Raw genomic sequence first — 15347 nt, 5'->3', positions numbered from 1 at the left:
GGGAGGTAATTTATTATGATGAGATCGATGTATTCTGCAGTATCAAGTTTAAAAGCACATCAAACAAAAATGGATGTTATAGGTAATAATATAGCAAATGTAAACACTGTAGGATTTAAAGGGTCAAGAGTTACATTTAAGGAAACTTTTGCACAAACAGTAAAAGGTGCAGGTGGAGCACAAGACGGGCGTGGAGGTACTAATCCTATGCAGATAGGTCTTGGTGCAGATGTTGCATCTATTGATGTACTTCAAAGAAGAGGAGCAGTTGAAAGAACTGACAATACAACAGATCTTATGATAAATGGTGAAGGTTATTTTATGGTATCTGATGATACTAACTTTTTGAATAGATATTACACAAGAGCAGGAAATTTTTCAATAGACGGTGGAGGAAACTTAGTTACTCAAGATGGATACAAGGTACTTGGATATATGGCAGATGAGACAGGAAGGCTTAAAAGTAGTATAGAAGGGTTAAAAATAGACAAATCAATAGTATATCCACCTCAAGCTACTAAGCCATCGGTTCCTCCTATACCAGGGGAGGAAATAGTTACATTTGGAGGTAATTTAGATTCTAATACTGTTAAATTAGAAGATGATACAAAGCCACCAACAACGCCACCAACGCTAAAGGGAAAAGTTATAGGCGAAAAAGGTAGTACAGATCCTGCGATATACAGCTTTAATGAAGAAAGATCAAAAGCAGCAGGAAAGCCTATATATACTCAAGAAAATGAAGAAATGAGCAAATCTTTAGGGAGAGAAACTACAATAGAGGTATTTGATGATTTTGGTAACGTGCATCAAGTAAAATTATTGTTTACTAAACAATCTGTAGATAGTGGTACTGGGGAAAGTACATGGCAAGTAGATGCTATGTATATGAATCCTGATGGTGCCATGATAACAAATGGAAAGACAAATAAATATGATACTACTACTGGAGAAGCTCAAGGGCAAGGAGCTGCTGGAGAGGGATTCGAGTACACATCATTCCCTATAACATTTGATAAAAATGGTAAGGTATTAGATGGTAGTACTACAAAAATGAACTTTAATATTGGAACGGATTTAACTAAGGGAGCAGCAGCTTTAAATGTTGAAATGAATTTAAGTGATTTGACTCAATTTGCAGATAAATCTAATGCAGGTGCGACATTTATAAAGGGATATAAGCAGGGAGCTTTAAGTGAATTTGCTGTGGCTCCAAATGGAGAAGTTATAGGAGCTTTTGATAATGGTCAAAGAAGAGTACTTGGTAGAGTTGCACTTGCTAATTTCAAAAATCCTGCAGCGCTTCAAAAATTTCAATCAAATATGTATTTAGAAACTAGAAACTCTGGAACTGCAAATATAGGAAAGCCGAGTCAAGATGGGTTTGCAGAACTTAATCCAGGATCACTTGAAATGTCAAATGTAGATTTAGGACAAGAGTTTACTAATATGATTACAACTCAAAGAGGTTTTCAGGCAAATTCAAGAGTTATAACTACAACTGACTCTATGATTGAAGAACTTGTAAATCTAAAGAGATAGGGTATACATATGATAAAAGTAAAAAGACTAAATAATGAAGAATTTGTAATAAATTGTGATTTGATAGAAACGCTAGAAAACACACCAGACACAGTAATAACTTTGACTAATGGAAATAAATACATAGTGAAAGAGGATGTAAATACTATAATTCAAAAAGTAAAAGCTTTTAAAAAAGATATTATAAAAATAGTAGATGGAAGAAAAGGGGTGTAGTACTTGGATTTAGGGACACTCATAGGAATTGTATTAGGGTTTGCTTTGATTATAGTTAGTATTTTACTAAATGGAAGTTTAGGAGCATTTATAGATATTCCATCTATAATGATAGTTGGAGGAGGAACTATAGCAGCTACTTTAGTTGCTTATCCTCTTCCTAAGGTTAAAGAAATAATCAAGTTAACTCAAAAAGTATTTAAAGATAGACAAAGTAATCCGAATGAAGTTATAGAAAGTATGATTGAACTTGCAAATAAAGCTAGAAAAGAAGGACTACTGGCTCTTGAAGAATCATCTTCTGGAATAGATGATGATTTTATAAAAAAAGGAGTCATGTTAGTTGTAGATGGAACTGACCCTGATCTTGTGAGAACATTATTAGAAACGGAACTTGACTTTTTAGAGGAAAGACATAAATCAGGTCAGGGATTATTTGAAACTATGGGGAGTTTAGCTCCAGCATTTGGTATGGTAGGTACACTTATAGGTCTTATAAATATGCTTAAAAAATTAGATGATCCATCAGCTATTGGTCCTGCTATGGCTGTTGCACTTCTTACAACATTTTATGGTTCATTTTTGGCTAATATGATATTTATACCAATAGCTAATAAATTAAAAATTAGGAGTAGAGAGGAAACTCTTGAAAGAGAAATTATAGTGGAAGGGCTTCTATCAATACAGGCTGGGGAAAATCCAAGAATAATAGAAGAAAAATTAAAAGCATTCTTGCCTCCTTCTATGAGAAGACAGCTACAGGAAGGAGAAGCTTAATATGGCAAGAAAGAAAAGGCAAGAAGAAGCAAAACAGGGTTCACCTGAATGGATGTCTACTTATGGAGACATGGTAACTTTATTACTTTGTTTTTTTGTTTTGCTTTTTTCGATGTCATCAGTAGATGCTCAGAAATTTCAATCTATAATACAGTCATTCAATGGTTCTTTAGGTTTTTTAGATGGAGGAAAGACTTTGTCTAGTGAGCAGTATATAGATAGAGGCCTTAAAGATGATAAAAGCACAAATCAAATAAAAGAGATAGAAAACTTTAATAATCTAGAAAAAAAAATTAAAAAATATTTAGATGAAAACGACTTAAATAAAGATGTTAAAGTTGTCAATGAAAATTCAGGTCTGCTTTTGAGATTTCAAGATAATGTATTATTTAGTTCTGGAAGAGCAGAGTTAAAACCAAAATCAGAAGTTACTTTAAGATATATATCGGATCTTTTGAATAAAAAAGAATTTGATGATAAATTTATAAGAATAGAAGGGCATACAGATAACGATCCAATAAAATATAGTTCAAGGTATCCTACAAATTGGGAATTATCTGTAGCAAGAGCTAGTAATGTAGTTAGGTTTTTAGTTGAAGAAACGGGTATTAATCCGGAACGTATTTCAGCATCGGGTTATAGTGAATACCACCCTGTTGTAGCAAATACTTCAGATAAAAACAAAGCTAAGAATAGGAGAGTAGACATACTTATACTAAAAAATTAAAATGAATTAGCCAATAAGAGTGGAGGCTTATATTATGAATACAAAAAAAATAATGATATTTTCAATTATAGGATTTATAATATCTTTGTTAATATTTGCAGGTACTTTGTACTTTGTATATTTTAAAGATTCTGATAAATCCCAAAAAGATTTGAAAAGATTCAATTATGATGCAGGTCAATTTTCTACTAATATGGGAGATTCAAATCACTACTTCAAAGGCAAAATTGTAATAGAAGTTACTGATAAAGAGGATATAGAAATAATGACACAAAAAAATGTTATAATCAGGGATACTATACTAAAAGTAATAATATCTCAAGATCCTGAAAAAATGACTAGCAATGAAGGCTTAGATAAACTAGAGCGGGAATTAATATCTAATTTATCTACAAACTTAGATTTCAAATCTATAAAGAATGTATATTTTACAGATTATATAGTTCAGTAAAGGCAGGTGGAGTAGTTGTCTGAAATATTATCGCAAAGTGAAATAGATGCTTTGCTGGATGCTTTAAACACTGGAGAAGTAGATGTCGAAGAAATTCAAGAAGATACAAAAGAGAAAAAAATAAAAAAATATGATTTCAAGAGTCCCAAAAAACTAGCAAAAGATCAATTGCGTACTCTTCATATAATACATGATAACTATTCCAGGTTGTTAAATACTTTTTTATCTGGATATTTAAGAAGTTATGTTCAAATAGATGTTCTTTCTGTAGAAGAATTATCATATTATGAATTTAGCAATTCAATATCTAATCCAGCTATGTTGACCATTGTAGATTTAAATCCTCTGCCAGGGCAAATGCTGTATGAAATATCTACGGGACTTTCATTTTGCATTATAGATAGGATATTAGGAGGAGATGGAAACTATCAAGGAGAAATAAGAAGTTTTACAGAAATTGAAATAACTATACTTAATAAGATGCTTAGACAAATCATAAAACTTTTTATTGAGCCTTGGGAAAATGTAATAGAAATTCTTCCGAAAGTTGACAAAATAGAAACTAATTCACAATTTGCACAAATTGTTTCTCCTAATGAAACTGTAGCCTTGATAACTCTAAAAGCTAAAATTGGAGAAATTGAAGGTCTTATAAATATTTGTATACCACATATTGTTTTAGAACCTGTTTTGCCAAAGTTGAGTACTAAGTTTTGGTTTTCAACCGCTTCTAATAATAAAAAAATAACGCCAGAAGAAAAAGTAGTATTAGAAAAGAAAATAAAAAAAGCAGATTTAGATGTAATTGCTGAATTAGCACAAACAAATATAACAGTGGAAGAATTTTTAAACCTTCAAGTAGGTGATATTATAAGTTTAGTAAAAGAAGTTGATGAACAGTTGGATATAAAAATCTCAGACAAGCTTAAATTTAAAGGTTCTCCAGGTACTAAAAAAAATAAATATGCTGTAAAGATAAAACAAGTCATTGAAAAGGATGATGATAATTATGATGAATGATATGCTGTCACAAGAGGAAATCAATGCTCTTTTAAAGGGGGGCTTAGAAGACCCTTCTTCTGAAGATACAGATAAAAATAAAATTTTATTAAATGATATAGAAAAAGATGCTGTTGGAGAGATTGGAAATATAAGTATGGGTACATCCGCTACTACCTTGTTCACTTTGATAGGACAAAAGGTAAATATAACTACTCCAACTGTAGACATTGTTACTTTAAATGAAATGGCTAATAAATATGCACTACCATTTGTTGCTGTTGAGGTAGGTTATAAAGAAGGATTAACTGGAAGTAATTTACTCGTTTTAAAAGAAGATGATGTCAAGGTTATTACTTCTCTTATGATGGGCGGAGATGGAGAAACAAATCTTCCTGAGGAATTAGATGAAATACACTTAAGTGCTATAAGTGAGGCTATGAATCAGATGATAGGTTCTTCTGCTACCGCGCTATCGGATATGATATCAAAAAAAATAGATATAAATCCTCCTAAAGTTTACAAGGTGAATTTATCTAATGAAAACTATGATTTTAAATTTATGAAAAATGATGAACAAATAGTAAGAATTTCATTTAAAATGACTATAGGTAATTTGGTTGATAGTAATATAATGCAATTGCTACCTATTGACTTTGCAAAGAGTTTGGTTGATAATATGTTATATGGGGATTCTGAAGATCTATCAGCAAATAAAAAAGACAACAATAACAATAATGAATCTACTTTTATTGACAACAGCTATGTTGAAGAAGTATCTAATACAACTCAGGAAAATACTTATGTGACTCAAGAAAATACTTATAATCAAAAAAAACAACATATTGAGTCTCCTGTAAATGTTCAACCAGTAAAATTTGAAAGCTTTGAATCTCAAAATATAAATTCAAATAATATGCCCGAAAATATAGATATAATTAAGGACGTATTATTAAATGTAACCGTAGAGTTAGGACGAACTAAAAAAAGTATAGATGATATATTAGAATTTTCTCCAGGCAAAATAATAGAACTAGATAAGTTAGTAGGAGAGCCATTAGATATATTAGTTAATTCTAAAAAAGTGGCAAAAGGAGAAGTTGTAGTTATAGATGAAAATTATGGAATAAGAATAACTGATATTATAAAACCTGAAAAAAGATTAAGATCAATATAATAAATAAAAGTAAAATAGTGTAGTAATTTAAAGGAGGAATTTTGAAATGTCAAAAAGTATATTGTTAGTAGATGATGCAGCTTTTATGAGAATGATGATTAAGGATATATTGGTTAAAAACGGTTATGATGTCGTTGGTGAAGCTGAAAATGGATTAAAGGCAGTTGAAAAGTATAAAGAGTTGACACCAAGCCTTGTAATAATGGATATTACAATGCCTGAATTAGATGGAATACAAGCTGTTAAAGAAATTAAAAAAATAGATGGATCAGCTAGTATAATAATGTGTTCTGCTATGGGACAACAAGGGATGGTAATTGAAGCTATTCAATCGGGAGCTAAAGATTTTATAGTTAAACCTTTTCAAGCTGATAGAGTACTAGAAGCAGTTAAAAAAGTTTTAGGATAATAAGATATGGATATAATGGATGTAATCAACGCAATTATGAAAATACTAGGGTATATATGTATTTTTATAATAATACTTTATTTGGCTCATATTACATCTAAGTACTTAGCTAAAAAAAATGAGTTTATTAACAAAAATAGAAGTATTAAAATAAAAGAAAGACTCTTAGTAAATAAAGATAAAGAGTTGATTTTAATTACATATAAAGATAGAGAATATTTAATAGGTATTTCTCAAGATAAGTTCACTAAAATAGATACTTTTGAGAATAAGGATGATATAAGTGAAGAATTTTAAAAGAATTTTTTTTGTTGCTATAGCTTTTTTATGTACAACAAGTTTAACGTGGGGACAACCAGAAGTACCTAGTATTTCATTACAGGTAAATGGAGCGACAGATCCTGGTAATTTGAGTAATACGGTTGAGATAATATTATTATTTACAGTTCTTTCATTATTACCTACGATACTAATAATGATGACGTCGTTTACTAGAATAATAATAGTTCTATCTTTTTTGAGAAATGCGCTAGCAACTCAACAAAATCCACCTACTCAAGTTTTAATTGGGCTTGCTTTATTCTTAACGTTTTTTATAATGGCTCCTGTGGGAACTGAAATTTACGATAATGCGTTAAATCCTTATTTTAATCAACAGATAAGTCAAGAAGAAGCTTTTGAAAAAGGTATGAAACCCGTAAGGAATTTTATGTTTAGGCAAACTAGAGAAAAAGATATTCTGCTTTTTACTGAAATAGCAAAAATAGAAAAAATTGATGATTTAAAATTAGAGGATGTTCCAAACAGAGTTCTTATTCCGGCTTTTTTAATAAGTGAGCTTAAAACAGGATTTCAAATGGGATTTGTTCTGTTTATACCTTTTATAATTGTAGATATGGTTGTTGCAAGTACATTAATGTCTATGGGTATGATGATGTTACCTCCTGTAATGATATCTCTTCCATTTAAGATATTGTTGTTTATATTGGTAGATGGTTGGAATTTAGTAGTTAAATCTATTGTATTAGGTTTTAAATAAAAGGGAAGTGAAAAAGTGGATGTAAGTTCTGCTGTTAATTTAGGGCAACAGGCTTTAACTATGATTTTAATGTTAGCATCTCCGATATTGATATTAAGTCTTGTAGTTGGTTTATTGGTAAGTATATTTCAAGCTACAACGCAAATACAGGAAGCTACATTGTCATTTGTACCTAAAATTGTAGTTACATTTTTGTCATTAGCTCTATTCGGACATTGGATGATAAATACTATTGTTAATTTTACTCAAAATTTATTTTTAAATTTTGATAAGTTTATGAAATAAAAGAGATGATAATATGAATGATGTTTTAAATCAAATATTAAATTATATAAATGTGTACATGCTTATACTAGCAAGGTGTATAGGTTTATTTATAGCATCACCGATATTCGGAAGGAAAAACCTTCCGAATATTTTTAAATTGGGATTTTCAATAATATTAGCTTATATAGTATTACCATTTATAGATAGTTCTAATTTAGAATATATGCCATTTTTACAGATATTATTTTTATCAATAAAAGAATTGATAGTAGGCCTAGTTATAGGATTTATAGCTTTTATAGTGTTCTCTACTTTTTTCTTAGCTGGGTCTTTTATAGACAGAGATTTAGGATTTAGTATGGCAAATGTAGTGGATCCTCAATACGGATTTCAAGTACCTATTACCGGGAATTTAATTTATATAATAGCTACATTAGTATTTTTAACAATTAATGGACATCATTATTTAATAAAAGCGTTAGTTAACAGTTTTTATATAATACCTATTAAAAGCAACATTAACTTAGATTCTAATATTTTAAAGTTTGTAATAGATATATTTAATTATATATTTATTATGGCAATTAAAATATCAATACCTGTAACTATAATGATACTGTCTACAAATCTAATATTAGGTATATTAGCTAGAACTATGCCTCAAATGAATGTTTTTGTTGTTGGAATGCCCATCAAAGTAATGTTGGGATTATTAATACTGTCTATTGTATTTCCATATTATCAACCTATAATGGAAACTGTATTTAAAGACATGTATAAATTTATATTTAATATTACAAAAATACTTCGAGGATGAGATAAATGACTTGCATGAATATAAATCTGCAGCTTTTTTCAGGAGAAAAATCAGAAAAGGCTACTCCTAAAAAAAAGCAAGAAGCTAGGAAAAAGGGACAAGTAGTCCAAAGTAAAGAAATAACTTCGGCACTTACATTGTTATTTTCTTTATTAAGTTTAAAGTACTTAGGTAAATATATAGTATCTAGTTTTTACGAATCAATTTTGTTTTTTAGAAACAATTTCTTCGATATTGAATTTAATAATACATTAATAGGGTATAGAGTGTTAATATATATTTTCTATTTTGCATTAAAAATAGGATTAATAATAGTACTAATAAATGCCAGCATAGCATTTATTAGTAGTAAAGCTCAAGTAGGAAACTTATTTACAACTGAAAATTTAAAATTTAAATTTGATAAATTAAACCCTATAGAAGGCTTTAAAAGAATGTTTTCTGTAAAGGCTTTATTTGAATTTGGGAAATCAAGCTTTAAAATATTGATTCTAACAGTAATAGCTTACAATTATATGAAAAAAAATATAGTATATATTTTAAAAAGCATCAATTTAAATGAATTTCAAATTTCATATAATCTTTTAGACTTAACTCTTAGTCTTGGTATAAAATTATCAATATATCTTTTAGTTTTATCTTTATTTGATTATTTATACCAATTATATGAACATAATAAAAATTTAAAAATGTCAAAACAAGAAATTAAAGAGGAATACAAACAGTCAGAAGGAGATCCACAAATAAAATCAAAAATAAAAGAAAAGCAGAGACAATCTGCTATGAAAAGAATGATGCAAGATGTTCCTAAGGCGGATGTTATAATAACGAATCCTACTCATTTTGCTGTTGCTATAAAATATGATGAACATAAAAGCGATGCACCATATGTAGTTGCAAAGGGGAAAAATATGGTCGCTTTAAAAATTAAAGAAAAAGCTAGGGAAAGTGATGTACCAATAATAGAGAATAAACCGTTAGCAAGGCAGTTGTATTCAAACGTAAATATAGGAGATATAATACCTCCAGAGCTATATGAAGCAATAGCAGAAATACTTGCTTATGTATATTCGTTAAAAAATGTGACTAGATAGGGTGGTTGAAGTGAAGAAATCAGGAGATATTATAGTTACCTTAGGTATTATAGGTATAATTTTAATGATAATAATACCAGTGCCTTTGTTTATGCTTGATATACTTTTAAGTTTAAATATATCTTTATCATTATTAATACTTTTGATTGCTATATATAATAAAGAAGCTTTGGAATTTTCAATATTTCCATCCTTATTATTAATTACAACGCTGTTTAGACTGGCACTTAATGTAACTAGTACTAGATATATATTAGGTACAGGAAGTGCGGGTAATGTAATAGAAGCATTTGGTAATTTTGTAATGGGCGGAAACGCATTAGTTGGCTTTATAGTATTTATTATAATAGTTGTAATACAATTCATGGTAATAACTAAAGGAGCCGAGAGGGTATCAGAGGTAGGCGCAAGATTTACACTTGATGCTATGCCAGGAAAACAGATGGCAATAGATGCAGATTTAAATTCAGGTCTTATAGATGAAAAAGAAGCTAGAGATAGAAGAAAAAAAATACAAATGGAAGCTGATTTTTATGGAGCTATGGATGGAGCATCTAAGTTTGTAAAAGGAGATTCTATAGCAGGTATAATGATTGCTATTATTAATATACTAGCTGGCTTTGTCATGGGGGTTGTTTTTCAAAAACTTTCAATTCAGGAAGCCGTAGTTAGGTATACACTATTAACTGTCGGAGATGGACTTGTATCTCAGGTACCTGCTTTATTGATTTCAACAGCTACAGGTATAGTTGTTACTAGGGCTGCATCTGAATCCAATTTGGGAAATGATGTTATAAACCAGCTTTTTAGAGAACCTAAAATAATGTATGTAATATCAGGTGTATTATTTTCTTTGTCTTTAACACCACTACCATTTATTCCATATTTCACTCTGTCTATAGTGTTTGTGGTTATAGGTATTAATTTAAAAAAATCAAATCAGAATATAGAAGAAGATGATATAGGCTCTCAAAAACAAGGCGATGAAATTAATGATGAAATAGAGGATATAAGAAAACCTGAAAATGTATTGCCCCTTTTACAAGTTGATTCTATTGAACTTGAATTTGGTTATGGAATAATACCTCTTGCAGACAAGTCTCAAGGAGGAGATTTGTTTGATAGATTAGTTATGATTAGGAGACAATGTGCTCTTGAAATGGGAATTATTGTTCCTATGATAAGATTGAGAGATAATATACAGCTTGAGGCAAATGAATATATTATAAAAATAAAAGGAGTAGAGATGGCTAGAGGTGAGATAATGTTTGATCATTATCTTGCTATGAATTCAGGAGTTGCAGAGGGCGATGTAGTAGGTATTGATACAATAGAACCTGCGTTTGGACTTCCTGCTAAATGGATAGATGAAAAAGAAAGAGAAAAGGCAGAAATATTTGGATATACAGTTGTAGATCCTCCGTCAATAATATCTACTCACTTAACAGAGGTTATAAAGAAGTACACATACGAATTATTAGGAAGACAAGAAGTTAAAATGTTAATAGATAATCTAAAGGAAACTAATGCGGCTTTAGTTGATGAAGTTATACCAAATTTATTCTCATTAGGAGAAATCCAAAAAGTGTTATCAAACTTGTTAAAAGAAGGCATATCTATACGAAATTTAGCTACAATATTAGAGACATTGGGAGATTATGGGGTTTTAACTAAAGATTCAGATGCATTAACAGAATACGTAAGACAATCTTTATTTAGGTCTATTACAAAACAATTTATATCTAATAATCAAGCTAGAGTTATAAACTTAGATACTAATTTAGAACAAGTAATAATGGACTCTATACAACAAACAGAAACAGGAAATTATTTGGCTTTAGATCCACATATTTCTCAAAAATTAGTAGAAAGTTTAAGCAAAGAAGTGGAAAAATTATTGTCAATAGGAGAACAACCAATAATAGTAACTGCTCCTATTATAAGAATATATTTCAAGAGATTTATAGATCAAATTAGTGATGATATAATAGTTCTTTCGTACAATGAAATAGATCCTAAAGTTAAAATACAATCTGTTGGGACGGTGAGTATATAATATGCAGATAAAGAAATTCGTTGCAGATAATGCCCAAGAAGCAATAAAGAAAGTAAGAGATGAATTAGGTGATGATGCTGTAATAATACACACTAAAAAAATAAAGACAAAAGGTATGTTTGGAATTTCGAGTAAGGAAAAAGTAGAAGTGTTGGCTGCTTTGGAAAAAGAAATTGTTGATAATAAAATTCATACATCTCAACAAGAACAATCAGAAACAATAAATAAAAATATAGAAATGTTCAATAAACCTAAAAAAGAATATACTAAAGATAGTTATAATAGGCAGCAAGATGTAACAGAAATAAACAAGCAAATACAAGAGTTAAAAAATATGATGATGAAAATTAATAATAAGGTCGATATTAATTTAAATAATAATTTTAATAAAGATAATTATAAAAAAAATTATGATTTACTAGAAAGCATAGGCTTATCTAAGGCTTTAATTGAAGATATACTAAGCAGTATAGAAGATAAACACTTTGAGGATGATGATTTCATAAAATACACAAAGAGATACTTTATTGAAAAGTTTAAAAAGGATGGATATAAAAGTGTTGATTTTGATGGAAAAATTAATATATTTGTAGGTACTACAGGTGTTGGTAAGACTACAACATTAGCAAAACTTGCTTCAAATCAAGTTTTGAAGAATGATAAAAAGGTAGGTTTTTTGACACTGGACACATATAGAATTTCTGCTGTTGATCAATTGAAAATATATGCAGATATATTAAATGCTCCTCTCGAAGTAGCATATGACTTAGATGATGTATCTTACTCTACACAAAGGTTAAAAAACAGAGATGTAATATTTGTAGATACTGCTGGAAGAAGTCATAAAAATAAAGAACATATGGAGGAACTAAAACAGTTTATAAATTGTTTTGAACAAAAAAATATTTTCTTGGTTTTAAATGCCAACTGGCATATACAAGACATAAAAGAAATTATAGAAAAATATAGTTTTTTAGATGACTACAAAATCATAATAACAAAGACAGATGAAACGTCTAGAGTCGGAGTTATATTGGATATATTGTATAATTTTGGAAAAGAAATAAAATATATAACATATGGCCAAAATGTTCCTGATGATATAGAAGAATTTGATATTGAAAAAATAGTCGATGATATTTTGGGAGGAAGAAATTATGGATCAAGCCTCTAAACTTAGAAGCGCTATTTTGAAAAAAAATAAATATAGCTACTTATCTGAAAGTAACATGGATTCAAATGAAAGCCCTAGAGTTATATGTGTATCTAGTGGGAAAGGTGGAGTAGGAAAGACAAATTTCACATTAAATTTAGCTTTGGCATTAAGACAAAGAGGAAATAGAGTATTAGTAATTGATGCTGACCTAGGACTTGCTAATATCGAAATTTTATTAGGAATAGATATAAGATATGGTTTTATAGATTTGGTAGAAGATGATATAAAAATAGAAGATATAATGGTTGATGGACCCCTAGGAATAAAAATAATTTCTGGTGGTGCTGGAATTAGTGAGGTTGCTGATTTACCAATATATAAAATTAACAAAATACTAAATAATATGGTTTATTTGAAAGAATATGTTGATTTTATATTAGTAGATACAGGTGCTGGAATATCAAAGTCCGTAATGTCATTTGTACTAGCAGCTCAAGAAGTTATTGTAGTGACCACTCCAGAGCCTACATCAATAGCTGATGCATATGCATTAATAAAAGTAATTACAAAAAAAACAACTGATAAAGCAATAAATATGGTTATAAATAGAGTTGATAATAAAAAAGAAGCAGAAATGACATTTAAAAAAATGGAGATTGTATCAAAACGATTTTTAAATAAGCCTATAAATTATATGGGATATATAAGTGATGATAAAAATGTTAGAAACTCAGTAAAAAAGCAAGTTCCATTTGTACTGAATTCGCCTAATTGCTTAGCAAGTAAAAATATAGAAAATATTTGTGATTCATTATTAGGAAATATAGAAAATAAAAATAAATTCAATAATTTTATAAATAGACTATCTAATTTATTTTTAGGGGGGTGAATATTTTCATGAAATATAAGAATTTCTTTGAAGTAGGAGATAAACTAGAAATTAAAGTTATAGATGGGTATATAGATATTAATAAAAACTTAATAAGTCAATTAATGGAAATAACATCTGAAGATGAATATATAGTAGCTATGCCAATACATAAAGGAAAGGTAATAAATATACCTACGAGTAGTAAGGTAAGCATTATATATAGTATAAAAAATAAAGGAATTTATTGCTTTGATGCTACTGTTATATATAGGAATAATGAAAACATTGCATATATAAAAATAAAGCAAATTAATGAAACTAAAAAAAAGCAAAGAAGAAATTATTATAGATTGCCTGTTAGCAATAAAATATCTGTTTACTACAAAGAAAATTTTTTTGCTGATGGATATACAAAAGATTTAAGTGAAGGTGGACTTAGGTTTATATCTGATGTTAAATTAGATTTAAATACAGTAGTAATATGTAAAATGTTTATAGGTGATGAAGAATTAACTATAAAATCAGAAGTAATAAGGTCTAATGTATATGAAAAAAACTTGGAACAGTTTGAAATCAGCCTTAAGTTTATAGAATTATCTAAAAACATTAGAGATTATATAGTTGCTTATATATTTAAACAACAAAGAATATTAAGGCAAAAAGGATTGATTTGATATGAATAAAATAAAAGTATTGATAGTTGATGATTCAGCATTTATAAGAAAACTTATAAAAGATATTTTGTCTTCAGATAGAGAAATAGAGATTGTAGATTTTGCGAAGAATGGCAAAGAAGCTATTGAGAAGTTAATTAAAAATGAAATTGATGTTGTAACACTTGATATTGAAATGCCAGTTATGGATGGTATTGATACATTAAAAAAAATTATGGTAAAAAAACCGACATCTGTCTTGATGTTAAGCAGTCTTACAAAAAATGGGGCTGATTTAACTATAAAGGCATTAGAATTAGGTGCTGTTGATTTTATAACTAAACCATCTAACATTTTTAAAATAAATAATGACGATATGAAAAAATTAGTTATAGATAAAGTAAAAATAGCATCTAGAGTTAAGCAATATAATAAAAATTATAATTACAAAATTAAAACTATTGATAATGTTAAGAATGATTTTAATAAAGACTTTAATAGAAAAGAGAATATAGATAATATAATAGCAATAGCTACATCAACAGGAGGACCTAGGGCTTTACAAGGTGTAATATCTACTTTGTCTAGTGAAATAAATTCTCCGGTAGTTATTGTTCAGCATATGCCTGCTGGGTTTACAAAATCACTGGCCAATAGATTAAACAACATGTCGAGCTTATATGTTAAGGAAGCAGAAGATGGTGAATTATTAAGGAATAATATCGTATATATAGCTCCTGGGAATAGACATATGAAGTTTAAAGAAGAGAGAAACAACATAAGAGTAATATTGGATGATGGTGAAAAGATATCTGGACACAAACCATCTGCAGATGCAATGTTTTATTCATTATGTGAAATAAATATAAAAAAACTAATAACAGTAGTAATGACGGGGATGGGAAGTGATGGTTCTAAAGGATTAAAGAAATTAAAAGAATCAAAAAAAAATATTATATCCATTGCCGAGGATGAGTCGACTTGTGTAGTATTTGGAATGCCCAAGAGTATTATAAATTTAGGTTTAGCAGATAAAGTAATTCCAATTAATTATATAGGGAAAGAAATTAATAAATTAATGGGGAGGTTTTAGATT

18 protein-coding genes are annotated in these 15347 nt (G+C 28.9%); all 18 read left to right on the top strand.

Annotated features, from left to right (window positions below):
• Positions 1-15: 15 nt before the first annotated feature.
• The gene (locus M2214_RS10600) at positions 16-1542 is read left to right on the top strand and encodes a flagellar hook protein FlgE (protein WP_248477480.1); all 1527 of its coding nucleotides are present in this window, start codon (positions 16-18) and stop codon (positions 1540-1542) included.
• Between the two features lie 9 nt (positions 1543-1551).
• The gene (locus M2214_RS10595; protein WP_248477472.1) at positions 1552-1758 is read left to right on the top strand and encodes a flagellar FlbD family protein; all 207 of its coding nucleotides are present in this window, start codon (positions 1552-1554) and stop codon (positions 1756-1758) included.
• Positions 1759-1761: 3 nt separating this feature from the next.
• A complete protein-coding gene (locus M2214_RS10590) occupies positions 1762-2535 on the top strand; it encodes a flagellar motor protein (protein WP_248477461.1) in 774 nt (257 codons plus the stop codon).
• A 1-nt stretch (position 2536) separates the two neighbouring features.
• Positions 2537-3262 (top strand): flagellar motor protein MotB, encoded by a 726-nt coding sequence (locus tag M2214_RS10585; protein ID WP_248477459.1) that lies wholly within the window; start codon positions 2537-2539, stop codon positions 3260-3262.
• A gap of 34 nt (positions 3263-3296) precedes the next feature.
• Positions 3297-3713, top strand: coding sequence for a flagellar basal body-associated FliL family protein (locus M2214_RS10580; RefSeq protein ID WP_248477457.1), 417 nt, complete (start codon positions 3297-3299; stop codon positions 3711-3713).
• A 15-nt stretch (positions 3714-3728) separates the two neighbouring features.
• Positions 3729-4733, top strand: a complete 1005-nt coding sequence (gene fliM / locus M2214_RS10575; protein WP_248477448.1) for a flagellar motor switch protein FliM — start codon at positions 3729-3731, stop codon at positions 4731-4733.
• On the top strand, positions 4723-5889 hold the full coding sequence (fliY, locus tag M2214_RS10570; RefSeq protein WP_248477438.1) for a flagellar motor switch phosphatase FliY: 1167 nt from the start codon (positions 4723-4725) through the stop codon (positions 5887-5889). Before fliM ends, fliY begins: the two co-directional genes overlap by 11 nt.
• Before the next feature lie 46 nt (positions 5890-5935).
• A complete protein-coding gene (locus M2214_RS10565) occupies positions 5936-6298 on the top strand; it encodes a response regulator (protein WP_248477436.1) in 363 nt (120 codons plus the stop codon).
• A gap of 6 nt (positions 6299-6304) precedes the next feature.
• Positions 6305-6595 (top strand): flagellar biosynthetic protein FliO, encoded by a 291-nt coding sequence (locus tag M2214_RS10560; protein WP_248477425.1) that lies wholly within the window; start codon positions 6305-6307, stop codon positions 6593-6595.
• Positions 6582-7337, top strand: a complete 756-nt coding sequence (gene fliP / locus M2214_RS10555; protein WP_248477422.1) for a flagellar type III secretion system pore protein FliP — start codon at positions 6582-6584, stop codon at positions 7335-7337. The genes M2214_RS10560 and fliP overlap by 14 nt, the downstream gene beginning before the upstream one ends.
• Positions 7338-7352: 15 nt before the next feature.
• Complete coding sequence (gene fliQ, locus M2214_RS10550) at positions 7353-7622, top strand: flagellar biosynthesis protein FliQ (protein WP_248477420.1); 270 nt, start codon at positions 7353-7355, stop codon at positions 7620-7622.
• Between the two features lie 13 nt (positions 7623-7635).
• A complete protein-coding gene (fliR, locus tag M2214_RS10545) occupies positions 7636-8421 on the top strand; it encodes a flagellar biosynthetic protein FliR (protein ID WP_248477418.1) in 786 nt (261 codons plus the stop codon).
• 5 nt (positions 8422-8426) lie between these two features.
• The gene (gene flhB / locus M2214_RS10540) at positions 8427-9515 is read left to right on the top strand and encodes a flagellar biosynthesis protein FlhB (RefSeq protein WP_248477415.1); all 1089 of its coding nucleotides are present in this window, start codon (positions 8427-8429) and stop codon (positions 9513-9515) included.
• 64 nt (positions 9516-9579) lie between these two features.
• The gene (gene flhA, locus M2214_RS10535) at positions 9580-11571 is read left to right on the top strand and encodes a flagellar biosynthesis protein FlhA (protein WP_248484823.1); all 1992 of its coding nucleotides are present in this window, start codon (positions 9580-9582) and stop codon (positions 11569-11571) included.
• A gap of 1 nt (position 11572) precedes the next feature.
• The gene (gene flhF / locus M2214_RS10530; protein WP_248477413.1) at positions 11573-12745 is read left to right on the top strand and encodes a flagellar biosynthesis protein FlhF; all 1173 of its coding nucleotides are present in this window, start codon (positions 11573-11575) and stop codon (positions 12743-12745) included.
• Complete coding sequence (locus M2214_RS10525; RefSeq protein WP_248477411.1) at positions 12729-13616, top strand: MinD/ParA family protein; 888 nt, start codon at positions 12729-12731, stop codon at positions 13614-13616. Before flhF ends, M2214_RS10525 begins: the two co-directional genes overlap by 17 nt.
• Positions 13617-13624: 8 nt before the next feature.
• Positions 13625-14272, top strand: coding sequence for a flagellar brake protein (locus M2214_RS10520; protein WP_248477409.1), 648 nt, complete (start codon positions 13625-13627; stop codon positions 14270-14272).
• Position 14273: 1 nt separating this feature from the next.
• The gene (locus M2214_RS10515) at positions 14274-15344 is read left to right on the top strand and encodes a protein-glutamate methylesterase/protein-glutamine glutaminase (protein ID WP_248477407.1); all 1071 of its coding nucleotides are present in this window, start codon (positions 14274-14276) and stop codon (positions 15342-15344) included.
• The last annotated feature ends 3 nt before the right edge of the window (positions 15345-15347 follow it).

The sequence above is a fragment of the Tepidibacter aestuarii genome, assembly GCF_934924865.1.
GTDB classification, from domain to species: domain Bacteria; phylum Bacillota; class Clostridia; order Peptostreptococcales; family Peptostreptococcaceae; genus Tepidibacter_A; species Tepidibacter_A aestuarii.
The sequence above is the reverse complement of the archived record's forward strand: the minus strand, read 5'-3'. Positions and strand labels throughout refer to the sequence as shown.

Excerpts from the sequence above, each read along its gene's own strand:
- M2214_RS10595 (WP_248477472.1), top strand. The coding sequence starts at position 1,552 with ATGATAAAAGTAAAAAGACTAAATAATGAAGAATTTGTAATAAATTGT.
- M2214_RS10580 (WP_248477457.1), top strand. The coding sequence starts at position 3,297 with ATGAATACAAAAAAAATAATGATATTTTCAATTATAGGATTTATAATA.
- flhA (WP_248484823.1), top strand. The coding sequence starts at position 9,580 with ATGATAATAATACCAGTGCCTTTGTTTATGCTTGATATACTTTTAAGT.
- M2214_RS10565 (WP_248477436.1), top strand. The coding sequence starts at position 5,936 with ATGTCAAAAAGTATATTGTTAGTAGATGATGCAGCTTTTATGAGAATG.
- M2214_RS10525 (WP_248477411.1), top strand. The coding sequence starts at position 12,729 with ATGGATCAAGCCTCTAAACTTAGAAGCGCTATTTTGAAAAAAAATAAA.
- flhB (WP_248477415.1), top strand. The coding sequence starts at position 8,427 with ATGACTTGCATGAATATAAATCTGCAGCTTTTTTCAGGAGAAAAATCA.
- fliR (WP_248477418.1), top strand. The coding sequence starts at position 7,636 with ATGAATGATGTTTTAAATCAAATATTAAATTATATAAATGTGTACATG.
- fliY (WP_248477438.1), top strand. The coding sequence starts at position 4,723 with ATGATGAATGATATGCTGTCACAAGAGGAAATCAATGCTCTTTTAAAG.
- M2214_RS10560 (WP_248477425.1), top strand. The coding sequence starts at position 6,305 with ATGGATATAATGGATGTAATCAACGCAATTATGAAAATACTAGGGTAT.
- M2214_RS10600 (WP_248477480.1), top strand. The coding sequence starts at position 16 with ATGATGAGATCGATGTATTCTGCAGTATCAAGTTTAAAAGCACATCAA.
- M2214_RS10515 (WP_248477407.1), top strand. The coding sequence starts at position 14,274 with ATGAATAAAATAAAAGTATTGATAGTTGATGATTCAGCATTTATAAGA.
- flhF (WP_248477413.1), top strand. The coding sequence starts at position 11,573 with ATGCAGATAAAGAAATTCGTTGCAGATAATGCCCAAGAAGCAATAAAG.
- M2214_RS10520 (WP_248477409.1), top strand. The coding sequence starts at position 13,625 with ATGAAATATAAGAATTTCTTTGAAGTAGGAGATAAACTAGAAATTAAA.
- M2214_RS10585 (WP_248477459.1), top strand. The coding sequence starts at position 2,537 with ATGGCAAGAAAGAAAAGGCAAGAAGAAGCAAAACAGGGTTCACCTGAA.